This window comes from Streptomyces nigra, from assembly GCF_003074055.1.
GTDB lineage: Bacteria > Actinomycetota > Actinomycetes > Streptomycetales > Streptomycetaceae > Streptomyces > Streptomyces nigra.
In genome coordinates this window covers 6,326,430-6,347,497 of sequence record NZ_CP029043.1, presented here as the reverse complement: position 1 = coordinate 6,347,497, position 21,068 = coordinate 6,326,430, and the positions used below count along the sequence as shown (strand labels likewise).

Sequence of the window (21,068 nt, the reverse complement as noted above, 5' to 3'; positions counted from 1 at the left end):
GAACGGGGGCGGAATTATTGGGTGAGGTAGGCGAGGCCCGGGTGGACGGAGGTGTAGCCCTCGACCAGGCGGCGGGCCACGCCCACCGAGTCGACCAGGGGGTGCAGCGCGAACGCCTTGACGGCCGTGGTGCGCGAGCCGGACTCGGCGGCGGCCAGCACCTCGCGTTCGACGGCCTTGACCGAGCAGACGAGGCCGGTGGCGTGGTCGGGCAGCGGGGCGACGGCGACCGGGTGGGCGCCGTTGGCGTCGACCAGGCAGGGCACCTCGATGACGGCGTCGGCGTCGAGCACCGACAGGGTGTGCTGGTTGCGGACGTTGAGGATCAGGGTGGTGCGCTCGTCCCGCGCGATGGCCCGCATCAGCGCGAGCGCCACCTTCTCGTACCCTCCGGACAGGTCGTCGGCGTCGCGTTCGCCGGCGCCGGCCGTCTCCCGGTTCTCCGCCATGTAGGTGGCCTCGCGCTCGGCGCGGGTGCGGTCCCAGACCTCCAGGGCGGGGGCGTCCGGGTCGCGCATGCGGTCGTAGAACCCGGCCTGCTGGTCGCGCAGGAAGGCGCCGCGGGTCCGCTCGGCCTCCTGATAGGCGCGCACGGCCTCCCGGTTGAAGTAGTAGTAGTGCAGATACTCGTTGGGGATGGCGCCGAGCGAGCGCAGCCAGTCGGTGCCGAAGAGCTTGCCCTCCTCGAAGGAGCCGAGCAGCTCCGTATCGGCGAGCAGGCGCGGGAGTTCGTCCCGGCCGGCGACGCGCAGGCCGCGCACCCAGCCGAGGTGGTTGAGGCCGACGTAGTCGATCCACGCCTCACCGGGGTTCTTCACGCCGAGCACGCGGGCGATACGGCGGCCGAGGCCGACCGGGGAGTCGCAGATGCCGATGACGCGGTCGCCGAGGTGGCGGGACATGGCCTCGGTGACCAGTCCGGCGGGATTGGTGAAGTTGATGACCCAGGCGTCGGGCGCGAGCCGGGCCACGCGGCGCGCGATGTCGACGGCGACCGGGACCGTGCGCAGGCCGTAGGCGATGCCGCCCGCGCCGACCGTCTCCTGGCCGAGGACGCCCTCGGCGAGCGCGACCCGTTCGTCGTTCGCGCGGCCCTCCAGGCCGCCGACGCGGATCGCGGAGAAGACGAAGTCGGCGCCGCGCAGCGCCTCGTCGAGGTCGGTGGTGGCGGTGACCTCGGGGGCGTCGGGCACCCCGGCGGCCTGTTCGGCGAGCACCCGGGTCACGGCGTCCAGCCGGCCGGCGTCCAGGTCGTGCAGCACGACCCGGGTGACCCGGCCCTCGGCGTGGTCCGTCAGGAGCGCGCCGTACACGAGCGGTACGCGGAATCCTCCGCCGCCCAGAATCGTCAGCCTCACGTCTGCACCTTTCCCGCCACGACGACCTCGACGCCGGCCTCCTCGAAGGAGGACCGTGTCGCCGTGTCGACCGGCGCGTTCGTCACCACCACGTCCAGGTCCTCGGGACCGCACACCTTGGCCATGCCCTGGCCGGGGAACTTCGTCGCGTCCGCGAGCAGGACGACCTTGGCGCCGGCCTTGATCATGGCCCGTTTCACCGGTACCTCGACGACGGTCGTGTCCATCACCTGCCCGCCGGGCCGCACTCCGCTGGTGCCGAGGAAGACCCAGTCGGCGTGGAGCTGGCGGAGGTTGTCCTCGGTGAGGAAGCCGACGAGGGAGCGGTACTCGCGGCGGACCATGCCGCCGAGCAGCACCAGCTCGATGCCGTCGTCGTCGGCGAGTTCCTCGTAGACCACCAGATTGCTGGTGATCACGGTGAGGCGGCGGCCGTGCAGCTGCCGGGCCAGCCGGAAGGCCGTGGTGCCGATGTCCAGCAGCACCGACTGACCGTCCTCGACCATCGCGGCCGCGTGCGCCGCTATGGCGTCCTTCTCGGGCACCCGCACCTCGGCGACCTCGGCGAAGGGCTGGTCGCCCTCGTCCGCCACGGCGCCGCCGTGCACCCGGGTGAGCAAGCCGTCCTCCTCCAGCTTGACCAGGTCGCGCCGGACGGTGGCGGGGCTGACGCCCAGTTGCTCCGAGAGATCGGTCACGGCCGCGGGCCCGCCGGAGCGCAGGGCCCGCAGGATGAGTTGGTGTCGTCGTTCTGCCAGCACGGCGTGAACACTACTCGTCATTTTCAATCAACGCCATGCTCATTTCTGCTCGGGTATTGACCAATCGCGCCGAGCGGCGCACGATTCCGGTCACCGAAATGAACAGTTCTGACGATCTCTCCTCCGGGGGAGCTCCGAGCGAGAGGACGCATCCGTGGACGACGACCGGCCCGATGTGCTGCTGACCGGGCTGCTCTTCTACGACCTCGTCCTCACCGGGCTCGGCGGACCGCCCACCCCGGGCGAGGAGGTCTGGACGGAGGGCATGGGCTGCGGCCCCGGCGGCATCGCCAACCTCGCGGTCGCCGCCGCCCGCCTCGGTCTGCGCACCTCGCTCGCGACCGTCTTCGGCGACGACCTGTACGGCGTCCACTGCCGGGACGTCCTCGGCGCCCAGGAGGGCATCGACCTCTCGCTGTCCCGCACGGCCGGCGGCCGGCCCACCCCGGTCACCGTCTCCCTGGCCTACGGCGGCGACCGGGCCCTCGTCACGCACGGCCAGGAACCCCCGTACAGCCAGGACGCGCTGATGGCCGACCCGCCCCCGGCGCGCACGGCCCTCGTGCATCTGGAGCCGGAGCCCCGCGCCTGGCTCGCCGAGGCCGCCGCGCACGGCACCCAGGTGTACGCCGACGTCGGCTGGGACGCCACGGGACAGTGGCCCCGGGATCTCCTCGACCAGCTCTCCCTGTGCCACGCGTTCCTCCCCAACGAGGCCGAGGCCATGGCGTACACCCGCACCGGCAGCGCGTCCGCCGCGCTGAAGGAGCTCGCCGAACTGGTGCCGGTGGCCGTGGTGACCCGCGGCGGCCGGGGCGCCGTCGCCGTGGACCAGACGACCGGCGAGTACGCCGACGTGCCCGCCCTTGACATCGATGTCCTCGACCCGACGGGTGCCGGGGACGTCTTCGGGGCGAGCTTCGTCGCGGCCTCCCTCGGCGGCTGGCCGCTGGAGGAGCGTCTGCGCTTCGCCGTCCTCGCCGCCGGCCTCTCGGTCGGCCACCCGGGCGGGGCGCTCGCGGCGCCCGGCTGGTACGGCGTCGACCGCTGGTGGCGCTCCCTGACCGACCCCGGACTGCGGAAGGCGTACGGCTTCCTCGCCGACCGGCTCCCGGACGACCCCGGGCCGCCGGTCGCGTATCCGCCCGTCACCCCGCCCGCACCGCGGCACTGACCCACCCACCCCACACCCCCTCCCTGCGAAGTCCCGAACAGATCCGAAAGGCGGTGGGAGCTGTGCGGCTCTCACGAAGAGGCCTGCTGCGCGCGGGCCTGGCCGGTACGGCCGCCACCGCGCTGGGCGGCCTGGCGTCCGGCTGTGCCGTACCGACCGGCTCCACCGGCCGGAACATGGTCCTGTGGTACTGGAGCGGCGGCCTGAGCGACACGGTCGTGAAAAAGGCCAAGGCGCGGTACGGCGGCTCCGTGGACCTCGACGCCATCCAGATCGGCGGCTACTACCGCTCCAAGCTGATCACCACGCTGGCCGGCCGGGCCCACATCCCGGACATCGCCGGGCTGCGGGGCGAGGACATGGCGTCCTACCTCCCGAACGCCGACCAGTTCGTGGACCTGCGCACACTCGGCGCCGAGAAGCTCAAGGACCGGTACCTGGACTGGAAGTGGCAGCAGGCCGTCGCGCCGGACGGCAGCCTCATCGGTCTGCCCATCGACGTCGGCCCGGTCGTGCACTACTACCAGCCCGCCGTCTACGAGCGGGGCGGCCTGCCCCACGAAGCCGCGGACGTCTCGCGGGAGCTGGACACCTGGGAGAAGTTCTTCGCGGCCGGTGAGCGGCTGAAGAAGCGACTGCCCGGCACCTACATCCTGACCGACGTCGTCAGCGTCTTCGAGATGTCGATCGGGCAGGGCACCACCCGGTTCGTCGACGAGGACCGGCACTTCATCGGGGACGGCCCGCATGTGCGCGCCTGCTGGGACCGGGCCGTGGAGGCCAAGCGGCGCGGCATCGTGTCGGACATCGTGGCGGGCACCCCCGACTCCATCTCGGCCACCGAGAAGGGCACGCTGCCCAGTCAGCTCAACGCCTCCTGGGCCGCGGGCGACCTCAAGCTCGCCTATCCGAAGACGAAGGGCCGCTGGCGGGTGGCCGACTGCCCGGGCGGCCCGTCCAACGTCGGCGGCTCCTTCCTGGCGATCACGAAGGCGTGCCGGGAGCCCGAGCGGGCGTTCGAGATCATCAGCTGGATGCTCGACGCGCGGAACCAGGCGCAGGGCTTCGTCGACGCCGGTCTGTTCCCGTCGACCCCGGCGTCGTACGGGATGCCGAAGCTGCGGGAGCCGGACCCGTTCTTCGGCGGGCAGATCACCATGGACGTCTTCGGGCCGGCCGCGGAGAAGATCCCGGTCGCCTTCAACAGCCCCTACGACATCGCGCTCGGGCAGCCGATCCGGGACGAGATCAAGAACGTCGGCGTCCTCGGCAAGGACCCCGCGAAGGCCTGGGAGGACGCCATGGGCAAGTGCCGGCGCATCGCCAAGCACCTGGGGGTGACCTTCTGATGGTTGTCGCCGAGCAGACCCCGCCCGCCGTGGACCGGCCACGCCCCGCCACAGCCCCGCCGCGAACCGGCTGGCGCAAGCACTGGCACCTCTACGCCGCGATCTCCCCCTTCTATCTGCTCTTCCTGGCCTTCGGCCTGATCCCCGTCGGCTTCTCGCTCTATCTCTCCCTGCACCGCTGGGACGGCCTGGGCTCGATGGAATGGGCGGGCCTGACGCAATATCAGTACCTGTTCACCGACACCGACTTCTGGCAGTCGATCGGCACCACCCTGATCATCTGGGCGCTCGCCACCTTCCCCATGATCTTCCTGGCGATGGTGACGGCCGTGATGCTCAACTCGGCGGTCCGCTTCAAGAACGCCTACCGGTTCGCGTACTTCCTGCCGAACGTCACCTCCGTCGTCGCCGTCGCCATCGTGTTCGGGTCGGTCTTCTCCACCAACTTCGGCCTGGTGAACGCCCTTCTGCAGGCGGTCGGCCTGGACCAGGTGGCCTGGCTGAACACCCCGTGGGGCATCAAGGTCGCCATCGCCACCCTGATGACCTGGCAGTGGACCGGCTACAACGCGATCATCTTCCTCGCCGGGCTCCAGACGATCCCCGGCGACCTGTACGAGGCGGCCCGTATCGACGGCGCCGGTCCCGTGCAGACCTTCTTCCGGATCACGCTGCCGCTGCTGCGGCCGACGCTGCTGTTCGTGCTCGTCGTCTCGACGGTCACCGGACTGCAGAGCTTCTCCGAACCGCAGGTGCTGCTCCAGACCACCGCCAACGAGTCCACGTTCTCGGGCGGCCCGGACCACGCCGGCCGGACGATGGTCCTCTACTTCTTCCAGCAGACCTTCGACAACAACGACTTCGGGTACGGCGCCGCCGTGGCGTGGGGCATCTTCCTGGTCGTCGTCCTCTTCTCCATCATCAACTGGCGCCTGGTGCAGCGCCGGGGCGAACAGTAGGAAGGCCGCGACATGGCATCCATCAAGGGCTCCGGACGCCGGGGCATCGCGCTGCACACGTCCCTGATCGCCGGTGTGCTGCTGTCGGCCTTCCCGTTCTACTGGGCCGTGATCATGTCGACGCACACCTCGTCGGAGATCTTCTCGTACCCGCCGAAGCTGCTGCCGGGCTCGCACTTCACGGAGAACGTCCGCCACCTGTTCGACACGGTCGACTTCTTCGGGTCGATGGCGAACTCGCTGCTGGTCGCCACCGTGGTGACGTTCCTGGTGCTGTTCCTCGACTCGCTCGCCGCCTTCGTCTTCGCCAAGTTCGAGTTCCCCGGCAAGAACGCGCTGTTCGCGCTGCTCATGCTGATCTTCATGGTCCCGGCGCAGATGGCCGCGATCCCGCAGTTCGTGATCATGGCGAAGCTCGGCTGGATCGGCTCGATGACCTCGCTGATCGTGCCGGCCGCCGCCAACGCCTTCGGCATCTTCTGGATGCGCCAGTACATGCGCAGCGCCATCCACGACGAACTGCTCGACGCCTCCCGGCTGGACGGCGCGAACTTCCTGCGGCAGTACTGGCACGTCGCGCTCCCGGTGGTCCGCCCCGGGCTCGCGTTCCTCGGCATCTTCACCTTCATGAGCCAGTGGAACGACTACGCCTGGCCCCTGATCGCCCTCACCAACCCGGACAACGTCACCCTCCAGGTCGCGCTCTCCCAGCTCAACGGGACCCACGGCACCACCGACTACGGCATGGTGATGACCGGCGCCGTCCTCGCCCTGATCCCGCTGCTGATCGTCTTCGCGGTCGGCGCCCGGCAGATCATCGGCGACCTCGCCAAGGGAGCCGTCCGCGGATGACCTCCTCCCCCGATCCCTTGATCGCGCTGCGCCCCTGGGAGGCGCCCGAGCTGACCTCCTGGAACCGCCTCCCCATGAACGCCGTCGACCGGCGTGCCGAAGCCATCCCCTTGGACGGCGACTGGCGTTTCCAGTTGCTGCCCGCTCCGGACGCGCCGGTCGGCGGTGCCTGGTCGACGGCGTACGTGCCGGGCGCCTGGACCGTCCAGGACAGCGGCGACCTGCCGCAGTACACCAACGTCACGATGCCGTTCCCCGACATCCCGCCACACTCCCCCGCCGCCAACCCGACCGGGGTGTACGAGCGTGAGGTGGACGTGCCGGCCGGCTGGGCCGGACGCCGGATCGTGCTCCAGGTCGGCGCGGCCGAGAGCGTGCTGCTGGTCCACGTGGACGGCCGGCCCGTGGGCGTCTCCAAGGACTCCCACCTGGCCGCCGAGTTCGACCTGACGGCACTGGTGCGTCCCGGCGCGCGGACGACCGTACGACTGACCGTCGTCAAATGGTCCGACGCCTCGCACATCGAGGACCAGGACCAGTGGTGGCACGGCGGCCTCACCCGCTCCGTCCTGCTGTACGCCACCGACCCGCTGCACCTGGCCGACGTCACGGTGCGCGCGCGGCGCGACGGCGAACTCCGCGTCGACTGCCAGGTGCGGGACGCGCGGGGCACGCTCCCGGACGGCTGGTATCTGACCGGCGACCTCGACGGCCTTTCCCTCGCCCAGGACGCCGAGTTCGACCGGCTCAACGCCGAGGACGAGCGGGTCTCGACGTTCCTGGGCGAGGCCCGCCTGACGACGACGGTGCCGGAGGTACGCCCGTGGACGGCGGAGACCCCCGCCCTGTACCCCCTGACCATCCGACTGCACCGAGCCGACGGCACGGTCGCCGACACCTCCCGGCACCGGGTCGGCTTCCGGGACGTGGAGATCGTGGGCAGGGACCTCCTGGTCAACGGGGAACGGATCTACGTCCGAGGCGTGAACCGACACGACTTCCACCCCTCGACCGGCCGAACGGTGTCCCCCGACGACATGCGCGCCGACCTCTTCCTCCTCAAACGCTTCGGCTTCAACGCGATCCGCACCGCCCACTACCCGAACGACCCCGCGCTGTACGGCCTCGCCGACGAACTCGGCTTCTACGTCGTCGACGAGGCCGACATCGAGTCACACGACCACGCGCACGAGATCGCCGACGACCCGCGCTACTTGAACGCCTTCGTCGACCGGGTATCGCGCATGGTGCTGCGGGACAAGAACCACCCGTCGGTCGTCGTCTGGTCGCTGGGCAACGAGTCCGACTACGGCGCCCACCACGACGCGGCGGCCGGCTGGGTCCGCCACCACGACCCGACGCGCCCGCTCCAGTACGAGGGGGCCGCGAAGCTCGACTGGGCGGCGACGGACGACGCCTCCGACATCGCCTGCCCGATGTACGCACCGATCGAGGAGTGCGTGGCGCACGCCCGCTCGGGCCGCCAGACCCGGCCGCTCATCCAGTGCGAGTACTCCCACGCGATGGGCAACAGCAACGGCACGCTCGCCGACTTCTGGGCGGCCGTGGAGTCCACACCGGGCCTCCAGGGCGGCTTCATCTGGGAGTTCTGGGACCACGGCATCCTGCAACACCTGAGCGACGGCCGCCCGGCCGGCCGCACGGGCCCGGCGCTCCGGGGCGACGGCGTCGCCCCACCCGGCCACCGCTGGGCCTACGGCGGCGACTTCGGCGAACGCGTCCACGACGGCCCGTTCATCGCGGACGGCGTGGTCTTCCCCGACCGCGCCCCCAAGCCGGCCCTGTACGAGCACCGTGAGACAGCGGCGCCGGTACGGATCGAGGGCGTGGAGCAGGAGGGTGTCGTGATCGGCAACCACCAGCACTTCCGAACCCTGGACTGGCTGACGGGCGAGTGGCGCCTGGACCTGGCCGACGGCACGACGCTGTACCCCCCGGCGGACCTGCCCGATCTGCGCCCCGGCCGGACGGCCGCCGTACCCCTGCCCTTCGAACTGCCGGAGGAGGGCGGCGAGGCGTGGCTGACGCTCCGGGTGACGGTGGCGGAGGACCAGCCGTGGGCACCGAGCGGCACGGAACTGTGTGTGCCGCAGGTGTGTCTGCGCGGCCCGGCCCCGGTGTCCGTGCCACCGGTGAGCGGGGTGGTGCAGGTGGACGACGAGGGCTTCCTCCGCCACCCCCTGCTGACGGCACCCCCCACCCTCACCCTCCGGCGGGCGCCCACCGACAACGACGAGATCGGCGGCATGGCCGACCGCTGGCGCGCCTGGGGCCTGAACGCCCTGTCCCGCAAGGTCGTCTCGGTCCGCGAGGAGCACGGCCGGATCACGGTGGAGGCCGTCTACACGGGAGGCCCGGCCGACGTACGGCACCGACAGGTGCTGACGCCGGTGGCGGGCGGCGTACGGGTCGAGGAGGAGGCGGAACTGCCACCGGAGTTCGCCGACGTGGCGAGGGTCGGCACGGTCTTCGAGACGGTCGCCGGGCTGGACCGCCTGGAGTGGTTCGGCCAGGGCCCGTGGGAGTCGTACCCCGACCGCGCGGCGGGGGCGCCGGTGGGCCACCACGCCCTCCCCGTGGACGAGTTGTTCACGCCGTACCTGCGCCCCCAGGAGAGCGGCGGCCGGCACGGTGTCCGCCACTTCACCCTGTCGGGCCCGGAGTCGGGCGGGCTACGGATCAGGCTGGACGAGCCGCGCCAGGTGTCGGTGACCCGCTACCGCGCCACCGACCTCTCGGCGGCCGCCCACCACGACGAACTGGTCCCCCGCCCGGGCTGTGTGGTCCACGTCGACGCGGCCCACCGAGGGCTGGGGACGGCGTCGTGCGGCCCCGACACGTCACCGGGCTATCTGGTGGCGCCGGGGGTGCATCGGTGGAGCTGGGTGCTGGGCGAAGGCTGACCGCGTGTGCGGCGGGCCGGCCTCCGTGACCTTCACGGCGGCCGGACCGTCGGCCAGGATGGGGCTCTCGGGCAGTCGGCTCCCACGGCCCGCTCCGTGACGGTCGCGCGCCCGGACTCCACCCGCCCGGGACCTCGACCAGGGAGCCCCTCATCGTCACGCCTGACAGCCCCCGTTCCGCCCCCGCCCGTCTTCTTTCCGTCCTGGGGGCGTTCGATCTCGAGCATCCCGCGCTGAGTCTCACGGATATCGCGCGGCGGGCCGGGCTGAGTCTGAGTACCGCGCATCGGCTGGTGGGCGCTCTCGCGGAGTGGGGGGCGTTGGAGCGGGACGAGCGGGGGCTTTATCACGTGGGACTGCGGCTGTGGGAGCTCGCGGCGATCGCGCCGCGCGGGCCGGCGTTGCGGCAGATCGCGTTGCCCTATCTGGAGGACCTGTACGAAGCGACGCACGAGAACGTGCAGTTGGCGGTGCGCGACGGGGGCGAGGTCGTCTACATCGAGTGGTTGTCGGGGCGTTCGGCGGTCGGAGTGCATATCCGGGTCGGCGCGCGCTGGCCGTTGCACGCCACCGGCGTCGGGCTCGCGCTGCTCGCGCACGGCGGGGCGGAGGACCAGGAGGCGTACTGTGCCGGACCGCTCGCCTCGTTCACGCCGTACACCGTCACCGAACCGGCGCGGCTGCGCCGCATGTTGGCCGAGGTGCGCCGTACCGGGGTGGCGGTGAGCAGTCGCCAGGTCACCGAGGACGCCCTGTCCGTCGCCGCCCCGGTCCGTGATCCCGCCGGTGCGGTGGTCGCCGCCGTGTCGGTCGTCGTGCCGTACGCCGACGCGCAGGTCCCGGTGCTGGCCCCCGCCGTACGGCTGGCGGCGCGCGGGATCTCCCGGGGGCTCGGGTGGCGGCCGGAGCCGTAGGGGTCGTCCGGCAGCCGGTCGGAGCCAGTACGGCGCCGCCGAGTCCGTGTCACGGCTTCACACAGTGAACCTGGCCGTGGTGCCTGGGATTTGCGTGCTTCATCTCTTGACGACCCGCACTCCGGAGAGCACATTGACCTCACCCTCACCGTGAGAGCGCTCTCAGGGTGAGATTCAGCCACCTCTCCACTCCCCACTCCTCACCCGAGAGGCACCCCCCATGAGCGAACTCTCAGGCATGCCCCCAAGACGCCGCTCCGTCCGGCGGGCGGTCGTGGCCGTGCTCGGCACCCTCGGTCTGGCGGCGGCCGCCGCCGGTGTCGTCGTCCCGTCCGCCAGCGCCTCCGCGCCCACGCCCCCGTCGGGCTGGACCCAGGTCTTCCTCGACGACTTCACCGGCCCCGCCGGCTCCGGTGTGAACACCTCGAACTGGCGCTACGACACCGGCACGGGCTACCCCGGCGGCCCCGCCAACTGGGGCACCGGCGAGATCGAGACGATGACGAGCAGCACCGACAACGTCTCGCTCGACGGCAACGGCAATCTGCGCATCACACCGCGCCGGGACGGGGCGGGCCGCTGGACCTCCGGGCGGATCGAGACCAACCGCACCGACTTCCAGCCCCCGTCGGGCGGCAAGCTCCGCGTCGAGGCCCGGATCCAGGTGCCGAACGTGACGGGGGCCGCCGCCAAGGGCTACTGGCCGGCGTTCTGGATGCTGGGCGCGCCCTACCGGGGCAACTACTGGAACTGGCCCGGCGTCGGCGAGCTGGACATCATGGAGAACACCCAGGGCATGAACACGGTGTTCGCCACCATGCACTGCGGCACCGCTCCGGGCGGCCCGTGCAACGAGAACAGCGGGATCGGCGGCAACACGACCTGTTCCGGTACGACCTGCCAGGCGGGCTTCCACACCTACCGGCTGGAGTGGGACCGCTCCACGAGCGTCGAGGAGATCCGCTTCTACCTCGACGGCGTCAACTTCCACACCGTGCGCGCCCACCAGGTCGACGCGACGACCTGGGCCAACGCCACCAACCACGGGTACTTCATCATCCTCAACGTGGCCATGGGCGGAGGCTTCCCGGACGCCTTCGGCGGGGGCCCGGACGGCGGGACGCAGCCGGGGCACTCCATGGTCGTCGACTACGTCCAGGTGCTGACGTCCGGCGGGGGCGGTACGACACCGCCGCCGACGGGCAACCGTGACGCCTACAGCGCCATCCAGGCCGAGTCGTTCGACGGACAGAGCGGCGTCTACACGGAGTCGACGTCGGACACGGGCGGCGGACAGAACATCGGGGCCCTCGCCAACGGGGACTGGGCGCTCTACCGAGGCGTCGACTTCGGGTCGTCGGCGGCACGGCAGTTCGTCGCGCGGGTGGCGAGCGGTGCGGCGAGCGGGGTCAGCGGTCTGGTGGAGGTGCGCCTGGACAGCCGTGCGAACGCGCCTGTCGGCAGTTTCGCGGTGGGCAGCACCGGCGGGTGGCAGTCGTGGCGGACCATTCCCGCGAACATCGGTGCGGTGACCGGTACGCACGACGTGTATCTCACCTTCACCAGCGGACAGCCCGCCGACTTCGTCAACGTCAACTGGTTCAACTTCGGGCATTAGTCGTGTGTCGGTGCCGCCCCGCGAGGTCCCGTCCGGTCTCGCGGGGCGGCTGTGCGTTCAGCGGTGGCGGCGCAGCGCCCTGATCAGTTTGGGGAGGGCGGCGCCCAGCAGCAGGCCTCCGGCGACGGGCGCGGCCATGGCCCAGGGGTCGCGGATCGGTTTGTAGGTGGTGACGCCGTCGCGGATCTCGATGTAGCCGAGGGGGCGGGCCTCCACCCCTCCCCCGCCGCCTCCGCCGTCGTTCGTCCTGGCGCCCTCCACCGAGTGTCCGGTGCCGCCGCCGAGGCCGAAGGCGACCCGGGCGACGGGGACGACGGTGACGCCTTCGGCGGTGACGGGTTCGCCGTAGACGGCGGTGACCGTCGCCCGGCCGCCCAGCTTCTCGGCGAGGCGTTCCAGGAGGCTCACGGTGGGGTGGGGGGCCGGTTCAGGTGTGGGTGCTTGAGGGTCGGTCATGCAGGACTCGTAGGCGCGGGCGGCGTTCCCGTCAACCCGGCGCGCCGGTCCGGTGCCGGACGACCCCACGACGGGCTCCACCGCCAGGCGTCCGCTAGCGGAGCTCCGCCCGGAACGCCGCCGGTGTCGTGTCCGTGTGCTGCTGGAAGTACTTGGAGAAGTTCGCCGCGTCCGAGAAGCCGACGGCCGCGCCGATCCGGCCGATCGGCATGTCCGTGTGAGCCAGGAGGCGCTTCGCCTCCAGGACCACGCGCCGGTCGATGAAGCCCTTCGGAGTCTGGCCGGTGGCGGCCCGGACCGCGCGGACGAGGGTGCGGCGGGAGTAGCCGAGTTGGTCGGCGTAGGCGCTGACGCTGTGGTTGGTGGCGAAGCCGCGTTCCACGGCGTCCCGGAACAGCGTGAACGTGGTGTCGCCCTGCCGGGGCGTGGCCGCCGAGCTCACGGCGAGGTGGGAGAGGCGCAGCAGCAGCGCGGTCAGGGAGTGGCGCAGGACGGCGGTGTGCAGGCTCAGCGGCAGGGTCGTGGAGTCCTCGTACTCGCGGCGGAGCTGGGCGAGGGCCGCGCGCAGGGCGGCGAGCTGGGCCTCGTCGGGGCGCAGCAGGGGCGGCAGGTCGTAGCGGTAGAGGCCGGTGGCCTCGACGGTGGAGCGGGGCAGGAAGCCGGGCTGCATCGTCAGGACGGTGCCGCGGTAGTCGGCGTTCGCCGCGAACCGGTGGACCTGGCCGGGGCGGATCCACAGCAGGTCGCCGGCGTGCGCCTCGTGCTCGGTGAAGTCGACCATGTGCCGGACGGGTCCCTCGTCGAAGAGCATCACGACGTGGAAGTCGATGCGGTGCACCCGGCCGAGGGGCGCGTCGGCGTGCCAGGTGCGGCCCTCGCCCATCGGGCCGACCTGGATGCCGACGCCGAGGACGCTCAGATCCACCGGGAAGGGGAAGGTGCGGATCGCGTCCCCGGTCCGCATCGTGTCCCCGGTCCGCACCGTGTCCCCGGTCCGCACCGTGTCCCCGGTCCGCACCGTGTCCCCGGTCCGGATCGCGTCCCCGGTCTCCCCGGTCCGGACCGCCTCCCCGGCACGGATCGAGCCCACCGCCCCACCCGGGCCGGTTCTCCCGGCGCCTGGCCCGCCTTCGGCCGTTGTGTCCACCATGTCCGTCTCATGCCGTCTCAGTCGTGCGGGGCGGCCGCTCAGCCGTGCGCCGCGGCCCGCGCGGTGTCCCACTTTCACCACAGCGTGACACACGCCGACCTTCCCAGTGAAAAGTCAGACTTTTAGTTTTGAACGCGTTGGACCAGCCACTTCCACCGCGATCGAGGACTTCTTCAGATGAGCACGCAGACACCGGACAGCTTCGAATGGACCGAACTCGACCGGCGTGCCGTCGACACGGCGCGGCTGCTGGCGGCGGACGCCGTGCAGAAGGTCGGCAACGGGCACCCGGGCACGGCGATGAGCCTGGCCCCGGCCGCGTACACGCTCTTTCAGAAGGTGATGCGCCATGACCCCGCCGACCCGGAGTGGACCGGCCGGGACCGCTTCGTCCTGTCCCCCGGGCACACCTCGCTGACCCTCTACACCCAGCTCTTCCTCGCCGGGTACGAACTGAGCCTCGACGACCTCAAGTCGTTCCGTACGCACGGGTCGAAGACCCCTGGCCACCCCGAGTACGGGCACACGGCGGGCGTCGAGACGACGACCGGTCCGCTCGGCCAGGGCGTCGCCAACGCCGTCGGAATGGCCATGGCCGCCCGCTACGAGCGCGGCCTGTTCGACCCGGAGGCACCCGAGGGCGAGTCCCCGTTCGACCACACCGTCTGGGCGATCGTCTCCGACGGCGACCTCCAGGAGGGCGTGTCCGCCGAGGCGTCGTCGCTCGCCGGCCACCAGCGGCTCGGCAACCTGGTCTTCCTGTACGACGACAACCACATCTCCATCGAGGGCGACACCGCGACCGCCTTCTCCGAGGACGTCCTCAAGCGCTACGAGGCGTACGGCTGGCACGTGCAGCGCATCACGCCGGCCGAGAACGGCGACATCGACGTGGCCGCCCTGTACGGGGCCCTGCGCGCGGCCAAGGCCGAGACGGGCCGCCCCTCGATCATCGCGATGCGCACGATCATCGCCTGGCCCGCCCCCAACGCCCAGAACACGGAGGCCTCGCACGGCTCCGCGCTCGGCGCCGAGGAGATCGCCGCCACCAAGCGCGTCCTCGGTTTCGACCCGGAGCAGTGCTTCGAGGTGGCCGACGACGTCCTCGCGCACACCCGTCGCGCCCTGGACCGGGGCGCCGAGGCGCACGCCGCCTGGGACAAGGAGCTCGACGCGTGGCGGACCGCGTCGCCGGAGCGCGCCCGCCTGTTCGACCGCATCGTCGCGGGCCGGCTGCCCGACGGCTGGGAGGACGCGCTGCCGGTGTTCGAGGAGGGCAAGGCGGTCGCCACGCGTGCCGCGTCCGGCAAGGTGCTGCAGGCGCTCGGCCCGGTCCTGCCGGAGCTGTGGGGCGGCTCGGCCGACCTGGCCGGCTCCAACAACACGACGATCGACAAGGCCAGTTCGTTCCTGCCGGTGGGCAACCCGCTGCCGGAGGCGGACCCGTACGGCCGTACCGTCCACTTCGGTATCCGCGAGTTCTCGATGGCCGCGGAGATGAACGGCATCGCGCTGCACGGCAACACCCGTGTCTACGGCGGCACGTTCCTGGTGTTCTCCGACTACATGCGCAACGCCGTGCGCATGTCCGCGCTGATGCAGCTGCCGGTGACGTACGTGTGGACGCACGACTCCATCGGTCTCGGTGAGGACGGCCCGACGCACCAGCCGGTCGAGCACCTGGCCGCGCTGCGCGCGATCCCGGGTCTGAACGTGGTCCGGCCCGCCGACGCCAACGAGACCTCGATCGTGTGGGCGGAGATCCTGCGCCGGCACTCCACCGACCCTGCCCCGCACGGCCTGGCGCTGACCCGCCAGGCGGTGCCCACCTATGCCCCCGACGAGGATGCCGCGAAGGGCGGTTACGTCCTGCGGGACGCCTCCACCGGGACCCCTGAGGTCGTCCTCGTCGCCACCGGCTCCGAGGTGCAGCTGGCCGTCGCCGCGCGCGAGCTGCTGGAGGCGGAGGGGGTCGGCACCCGGGTGGTGTCGATGCCGTCCGTGGAGTGGTTCGAGCAGCAGCCGCGCGAGTACCGCGACAGCGTGCTCCCGCCGGCCGTCAAGGCCCGGGTCGCCGTCGAGGCCGGGATCGGCCTGACCTGGTACCGGTTCGTCGGGGACGCCGGCCGCATCGTCTCCCTGGAGCACTTCGGCGCCTCCGCCGACGCCAAGACCCTGTTCGGCGAGTACGGCTTCACGCCCGAGCGCGTGGCCGCCGCCGCCCGGGAATCCCTCGCCGCCGCCCGCGGTTGATCCGCACGCAGAAAGAAGATGATCGCAGTGACCACCGAAGCCACCATCGCCGCGGCGAACTTGAAGCGCCTGTCCGACGAGGGCGTCTCCATCTGGCTGGACGACCTGTCGCGCCGCCGCATCGAGTCCGGCAACCTCGCCGCGCTCGTCGCGGAGAAGAACGTCGTGGGCGTCACCACCAACCCGTCCATCTTCCAGGCCGCGATCGGCTCCGGCGAGGGCTATGAGGAGCAGCTGACCGACCTCGCGGTGCGGGGCGTCACCGTGGACGAGGCCGTACGGATGATGACGACGGCCGACGTACGGGCCGCCGCGGACGTCCTGCGGCCCGTGTACGACGCCACCGGCGGCCGGGACGGCCGGGTCTCCATCGAGGTCGACCCACGTCTCGCGCACCAGACGGCGGCCACCGTCGCCGAGGCCCGCCAGTTGGCCTGGCTCGTCGACCGCCCCAACGTGATGATCAAGATCCCGGCGACCAGGGCGGGGCTGCCCGCCATCACCGAGGTCGTCGCGGCCGGCATCAGCGTCAACGTCACGCTGATCTTCTCGCTGGAGCGCTACCGCGAGGTCATGGACGCCTACCTGGCCGGCCTGGAGAAGGCGGCCGCGAAGGGCCTGGACCTGTCCGTCGTCCACTCGGTGGCGTCGTTCTTCGTCTCCCGCGTCGACGCCGACATCGACCGCCGGCTCACGGAGATCGGCACCGACGAGGCCCTGGCGCTCAAGGGCCGGGCGGCGCTCGCCAACGCGCGGCTCGCCTACGAGGCCTATGAGCGGGTGTTCGCCTCGGAGCGCTGGACGGCCCTCGAGACCGCCGGCGCGAACCGGCAGCGCCCCCTGTGGGCGTCCACGGGCGTTAAGGATCCCTCCTACAAGGACACTCTGTACGTGGACCAGCTGGTCGCACCGGGCACCGTGAACACGATGCCCGAGGCCACGCTCGACGCCACCGCCGACCACGGCGAGATCACCGGTGACACGGTGACCGGCGGCTATGAGCGGGCCCGCGCCGACCTGGCCGCGGTGGAGGCCCTCGGGGTCTCCTACGACGACGTCGTCACCCGGTTGGAGGACGAGGGCGTCGCCAAGTTCGAGGCGGCGTGGCAGGACCTGTTGGACGCCGTGAAGAAGTCGCTCGGCAGCAAGGGAGCTGACGCAGAATGACCTCCGACTGGGACAACCCGCTTCGCGACCCCCGCGACCGCCGCCTCCCCCGGATCGCGGGCCCGTCCGGGCTCGTCATCTTCGGGGTCACCGGCGACCTGTCCCGCAAGAAGCTGATGCCGGCCGTCTACGACCTCGCCAACCGCGGCCTGCTGCCGCCGGGCTTCTCCCTGGTCGGGTTCGCCCGGCGGGACTGGGAGGACCAGGACTTCGCACAGGTCGTGCACGACTCGGTGCGCGAGCACGCCCGGACCGAGTTCCGTGAGGAGGTCTGGCAGCAGCTCGCCGAGGGCATGCGGTTCATCCCGGGGGACTTCGACGACGACACCGCCTTCAAGCAGCTGCGGGACACCGTCCACGAACTGGACGCGGCCCGCGGGACCAGCGGGAACTACGCCTTCTACCTGTCCGTGCCACCCAAGTTCTTCCCGAAGGTCGTGCAGCAGCTCAAGCGGCACGGCCTGGCGGACGCCCCGGAGGGGTCGTGGCGGCGCGCGGTCATCGAGAAGCCGTTCGGACGCGACCTCGCGAGCGCCCGTGAGCTGAACGCGATCGTGCACGACGTGTTCGACCCGGAGCAGGTCTTCCGGATCGACCACTACCTGGGCAAGGAGACCGTCCAGAACATCCTGGCGCTGCGCTTCGCCAACCAGATGTTCGAACCGATCTGGAACCGCTCGTACGTCGATCATGTGCAGATCACGATGGCCGAGGACATCGGCATCGGCGGCCGCGCGGGCTACTACGACGGCATCGGGTCGGCCCGGGACGTCATCCAGAACCATCTGCTGCAGCTGATGGCGCTCACCGCGATGGAGGAGCCGGCCGCGTTCGACGCGGCGTCGCTGCTCACCGAGAAGCTGAAGGTCCTCAAGGCGGTCAAGCTGCCCGAGGACCTGGGCCGGCACACCGTGCGCGGCCAGTACGCGGCGGCCTGGCAGGGCGGCGCGAAGGTGCGCGGCTACCTCGAGGAGGAGGGCATCGACCCGGCCTCCAAGACCGACACCTATGCGGCCGTCCGGCTGAACGTGGACAACCGGCGCTGGGCGGGCGTGCCGTTCTATCTGCGCACCGGCAAGCGGCTGGGCCGGCGTGTCACGGAGATCGCGGTGGTCTTCCAGCGGGCCCCGCACTCCCCGTTCGACTCCACGGCCACCGAGGAGCTGGGCCAGAACGCCATCGTCATCCGGGTGCAGCCGGACGAGGGCATGACGGTCCGCTTCGGTTCCAAGGTGCCGGGCACGTCGATGGAGATCCGGGACGTCACGATGGACTTCGCGTACGGCGAGTCCTTCACGGAGTCCTCGCCGGAGGCGTACGAGCGGCTCATCCTGGACGTCCTCCTCGGGGACGCCAACCTGTTCCCCCGCCACCAGGAGGTGGAAGAGTCCTGGAAGATCCTCGACCCGATCGAGGAGTACTGGGACACGCACGGCAGGCCGGCGCGGTACGCGGCCGGGAGCTGGGGACCCGAGGAGGCGGACGAGATGCTCGCACGAGACGGACGGAGCTGGCGCAGGCCATGAAGATCGACCTGACCGACACCACGGCAAGCAAGATCAACAAGGCGCTGGTCCAGGGCCGCCGGGCGATCGGCACCCCGGCCGTGGGCATGGTCCTGACGATGGTCATCGTCACGGACGAGGAGAACGCCTACGACTCGATCAAGGCGGCCGAGGAGGCCTCGCACGAGCACCCCTCGCGCACCCTGGTCGTCATCAAGCGGCACGCCCGTACCCCGCGCGACCGCACCCGCTCCCACCTCGACGCCGAGGTCCGGGTGGGCGCCGACGCGGGCACCGGCGAGACGGTCGTCCTGCGGATGTACGGCGAGGTGTCCGAGCACGCCGACTCGGTGGTACTGCCGCTGCTGCTGCCGGACGCCCCGGTCGTGGTGTGGTGGCCGGTGGACGCGCCGGAGAACCCGGCGAAGGACCCGCTGGGCGCGCTCGCCCAGCGCCGGATCACCGACCTGTACACCTCCGAGAACCCGCTGGCCGACATGGAGGCCCGCGCCCGCAACTACGCGCCCGGCGACACGGACCTGGCCTGGACCCGGCTCACACCGTGGCGTTCCATGCTGGCCGCCGCCCTGGACCAGGCGCGGGTGCCGATCGTGTCCGCGGTCGTGGAGGCCGAGGCCGACAACCCGGCCGCGGAGCTGCTGGCCCGCTGGCTGGAGGCCCGGCTGCACGTCACCGCCGAGCGGGTCGTCACGGCCGGCCCGGTCGTCACGGGCGTCCGGCTGGGCACCGAGAACGGCGAGATCGTCATCGACCGCCCCGAGGGCCCGCTGGCCACGCTGCACCTTCCGGACCAGCCGTCGCGCACCCTGGCGCTGAAGGTCCGCACCACCTCCGAACTCATCGCCGAGGAGCTGCGGCGCCTCGACGCCGACGAGATGTACGCCATCGCCCTGCGGGGCGAGGCCGGCAAGGAGACGCCCTCCCATGTCTGAGACCCCCCGGCTCACCCGGCGCCCCGAGTGGGTGGCCCTGGAGGACCACCGCGCGGAGGCCTTCCAGCAGCCGAGTCTGCGGGAGCTGTTCGCCGCGGACCCCGCACGCGCGGAGCGGTACGTCCTGCGCGTCGGTGATCTGCGCATCGACTACTCCAAGCACCTGGTGAACGACGAGACGCTCGCCCTGCTGCACGAACTGGCCGCCGCCACCGATGTGTTCGGGCTGCGGGACGCCATGTTCCGCGGCGAGCGGATCAACGTCACCGAGGACCGGGCGGTGCTGCACACCGCGCTGCGCGCGCCCCGGGGCGCGGTGATCGAGGTCGACGGCGAGAACGTCGTGCCGAAGGTGCACGCCGTGCTCGACAAGATGGCGGACTTCGCCGGACGGGTCCGCTCCGGGGCCTGGACCGGCCACACCGGCAAGCCGATCCGCAACGTCGTCAACATCGGTATCGGCGGCTCCGACCTCGGGCCCGCGATGGCGTACGAGGCCCTGCGCCCGTTCAGCGCACGGGAGTTGACGTTCCGGTTCGTGTCGAACGTCGACGGCTCGGATCTGCACGAGGCGATCCGGGACCTGGACCCGGCCGAGACGCTGTTCATCGTCGCGTCGAAGACGTTCACCACGATCGAGACGATCACCAACGCCACCTCGGCCCGCTCCTGGCTGCTGGCCGGCCTCGGGGGCGACGAGAAGGCTGTGGCCAAGCATTTCGTGGCGCTGTCGACGAACGCCGAGAAGGTCACCGGCTTCGGTATCGACCCGGACAACATGTTCGAGTTCTGGGACTGGGTCGGCGGCCGCTACTCGTTCGACTCCGCCATCGGGCTGTCCCTGATGATCGCGATCGGCCCGGACCGGTTCCGGGAGATGCTCGACGGCTTCCACACCGTCGACGAGCACTTCCGCACCGCGCCCGCCGAGTCCAACGCCCCGCTCCTGCTCGGCCTGCTGGGCATCTGGTACGGCAACTTCTTCCACGCCGAGTCGCACGCGGTCCTGCCGTACTCGCACTACCTGTCGAAGTTCACGGCGTACCTCCAGCAGCTGGACATGGAGTCCAACGGCAAGTCCGTCGACCGGGACGGGAACGTCGTGGGCTGGGAGACCGGGCCGGTGGTGTGGGGCACGCCCGGCACCAACGGGCAGCACGCCTACTACCAGCTGATCCACCAGGGCACCCGGCTGATCCCGGCCGACCTGATCGGCTTCGCCCGCCCGGTCGCCGAGCTCAGCGACGAACTGAAGGCGCAGCACGACCTGCTGATGGCCAACATGTTCGCGCAGGGGCAGGCGCTCGCGTTCGGCAAGACGGCGGACGAGGTCCGCGCGGAGGGCGTGCCCGAGGAGCAGGTCCCGCACCGCACCTTCCAGGGCAACCACCCCACGACCACGATCCTCGCCCCGGAGCTGACCCCGTCGGTCCTCGGCCAGCTGGTCGCCCTCTACGAGCACAAGGTGTTCACACAGGGCGCCGTGTGGAACATCGACTCCTTCGACCAGTGGGGCGTGGAGCTCGGCAAGGTCCTGGCCAAGCGGGTCGAGCCCGCCCTCACGGACGGCGCCGAGGTCCCCGGCCTCGACCCGTCGACCGCCGCCCTCGTGGCCGCGTACCGCTCACTCAAGACCGCGTCGGACGCGCAGGGCGTCCAGGAGGAAGTGAACTGA

General features: G+C 71.4%; 16 protein-coding genes. 12 read left to right on the top strand and 4 right to left on the bottom strand.

Going from position 1 to position 21,068, the window contains the following annotated elements; genetic code table 11:
- Positions 1-14: 14 nt before the first annotated feature.
- Positions 15-1,358, bottom strand: a complete 1,344-nt coding sequence (locus DC008_RS29185; protein ID WP_108709517.1) for a 6-phospho-beta-glucosidase — start codon at positions 1,356-1,358, stop codon at positions 15-17.
- Positions 1,355-2,119 carry a DeoR/GlpR family DNA-binding transcription regulator gene (locus tag DC008_RS29180; protein WP_108709516.1) on the bottom strand — a complete coding sequence of 255 codons (765 nt, stop codon included), beginning with the start codon at positions 2,117-2,119 and terminating at the stop codon, positions 1,355-1,357. The genes DC008_RS29185 and DC008_RS29180 overlap by 4 nt, the downstream gene beginning before the upstream one ends.
- Positions 2,120-2,273: 154 nt before the next feature.
- Between DC008_RS29180 and DC008_RS29175 the strand changes: the two genes are divergently transcribed.
- From DC008_RS29175 to DC008_RS29145, 7 genes are all read left to right on the top strand, one after another.
- Entirely contained in the window at positions 2,274-3,293 is a 1,020-nt protein-coding gene (locus tag DC008_RS29175; RefSeq protein ID WP_108709515.1) for a carbohydrate kinase family protein, read from the top strand.
- 62 nt (positions 3,294-3,355) lie between these two features.
- Complete coding sequence (locus DC008_RS29170; RefSeq protein ID WP_108709514.1) at positions 3,356-4,642, top strand: extracellular solute-binding protein; 1,287 nt, start codon at positions 3,356-3,358, stop codon at positions 4,640-4,642.
- Entirely contained in the window at positions 4,642-5,601 is a 960-nt protein-coding gene (locus DC008_RS29165) for a carbohydrate ABC transporter permease (RefSeq protein WP_108709513.1), read from the top strand. Before DC008_RS29170 ends, DC008_RS29165 begins: the two co-directional genes overlap by 1 nt.
- 12 nt (positions 5,602-5,613) lie before the next feature.
- Positions 5,614-6,453, top strand: coding sequence for a carbohydrate ABC transporter permease (locus DC008_RS29160; RefSeq protein WP_108709512.1), 840 nt, complete (start codon positions 5,614-5,616; stop codon positions 6,451-6,453).
- Complete coding sequence (locus DC008_RS29155; protein ID WP_108709511.1) at positions 6,450-9,377, top strand: glycoside hydrolase family 2 TIM barrel-domain containing protein; 2,928 nt, start codon at positions 6,450-6,452, stop codon at positions 9,375-9,377. Before DC008_RS29160 ends, DC008_RS29155 begins: the two co-directional genes overlap by 4 nt.
- A 152-nt stretch (positions 9,378-9,529) precedes the next feature.
- Entirely contained in the window at positions 9,530-10,291 is a 762-nt protein-coding gene (locus DC008_RS29150; protein WP_108709510.1) for an IclR family transcriptional regulator, read from the top strand.
- Between the two features lie 220 nt (positions 10,292-10,511).
- Positions 10,512-11,909: a glycoside hydrolase family 16 protein gene (locus DC008_RS29145; protein ID WP_108709509.1), complete on the top strand. Its 1,398-nt coding sequence runs from the start codon at positions 10,512-10,514 to the stop codon at positions 11,907-11,909.
- Positions 11,910-11,966: 57 nt separating this feature from the next.
- On the opposite strand, the gene DC008_RS29140 is transcribed toward DC008_RS29145, so the two are convergent.
- Positions 11,967-12,365: a GerW family sporulation protein gene (locus tag DC008_RS29140; RefSeq protein ID WP_108710918.1), complete on the bottom strand. Its 399-nt coding sequence runs from the start codon at positions 12,363-12,365 to the stop codon at positions 11,967-11,969.
- Between the two features lie 94 nt (positions 12,366-12,459).
- Complete coding sequence (locus DC008_RS29135; RefSeq protein WP_108710917.1) at positions 12,460-13,329, bottom strand: helix-turn-helix transcriptional regulator; 870 nt, start codon at positions 13,327-13,329, stop codon at positions 12,460-12,462.
- Between the two features lie 363 nt (positions 13,330-13,692).
- Between DC008_RS29135 and tkt the strand changes: the two genes are divergently transcribed.
- The 5 genes from tkt to pgi are packed head-to-tail and all read left to right on the top strand — an operon-like array spanning position 13,693 to position 21,068.
- On the top strand, positions 13,693-15,768 hold the full coding sequence (tkt, locus tag DC008_RS29130; protein WP_108709508.1) for a transketolase: 2,076 nt from the start codon (positions 13,693-13,695) through the stop codon (positions 15,766-15,768).
- 18 nt (positions 15,769-15,786) lie between these two features.
- Positions 15,787-16,935: a transaldolase gene (gene tal, locus DC008_RS29125; protein ID WP_108709507.1), complete on the top strand. Its 1,149-nt coding sequence runs from the start codon at positions 15,787-15,789 to the stop codon at positions 16,933-16,935.
- The gene (gene zwf / locus DC008_RS29120) at positions 16,932-18,461 is read left to right on the top strand and encodes a glucose-6-phosphate dehydrogenase (protein ID WP_108709506.1); all 1,530 of its coding nucleotides are present in this window, start codon (positions 16,932-16,934) and stop codon (positions 18,459-18,461) included. Before tal ends, zwf begins: the two co-directional genes overlap by 4 nt.
- A complete protein-coding gene (gene opcA / locus DC008_RS29115; RefSeq protein ID WP_108709505.1) occupies positions 18,458-19,393 on the top strand; it encodes a glucose-6-phosphate dehydrogenase assembly protein OpcA in 936 nt (311 codons plus the stop codon). The genes zwf and opcA overlap by 4 nt, the downstream gene beginning before the upstream one ends.
- Positions 19,386-21,068, top strand: a complete 1,683-nt coding sequence (gene pgi / locus DC008_RS29110) for a glucose-6-phosphate isomerase (RefSeq protein ID WP_108709504.1) — start codon at positions 19,386-19,388, stop codon at positions 21,066-21,068. The genes opcA and pgi overlap by 8 nt, the downstream gene beginning before the upstream one ends.

Bases quoted from the DNA above. Each gene is read 5' to 3' on its own strand.
- DC008_RS29165 (WP_108709513.1), top strand. From the start codon at position 4,642: ATGGTTGTCGCCGAGCAGACCCCGCCCGCCGTGGACCGGCCACGCCCC.
- DC008_RS29160 (WP_108709512.1), top strand. From the start codon at position 5,614: ATGGCATCCATCAAGGGCTCCGGACGCCGGGGCATCGCGCTGCACACG.
- DC008_RS29155 (WP_108709511.1), top strand. From the start codon at position 6,450: ATGACCTCCTCCCCCGATCCCTTGATCGCGCTGCGCCCCTGGGAGGCG.
- DC008_RS29145 (WP_108709509.1), top strand. From the start codon at position 10,512: ATGAGCGAACTCTCAGGCATGCCCCCAAGACGCCGCTCCGTCCGGCGG.
- DC008_RS29140 (WP_108710918.1), bottom strand. From the start codon at position 12,365: ATGACCGACCCTCAAGCACCCACACCTGAACCGGCCCCCCACCCCACC.
- DC008_RS29135 (WP_108710917.1), bottom strand. From the start codon at position 13,329: ATGCGGACCGGGGACGCGATCCGCACCTTCCCCTTCCCGGTGGATCTG.
- tkt (WP_108709508.1), top strand. From the start codon at position 13,693: ATGAGCACGCAGACACCGGACAGCTTCGAATGGACCGAACTCGACCGG.
- tal (WP_108709507.1), top strand. From the start codon at position 15,787: ATGATCGCAGTGACCACCGAAGCCACCATCGCCGCGGCGAACTTGAAG.
- zwf (WP_108709506.1), top strand. From the start codon at position 16,932: ATGACCTCCGACTGGGACAACCCGCTTCGCGACCCCCGCGACCGCCGC.
- opcA (WP_108709505.1), top strand. From the start codon at position 18,458: ATGAAGATCGACCTGACCGACACCACGGCAAGCAAGATCAACAAGGCG.
- pgi (WP_108709504.1), top strand. From the start codon at position 19,386: ATGTCTGAGACCCCCCGGCTCACCCGGCGCCCCGAGTGGGTGGCCCTG.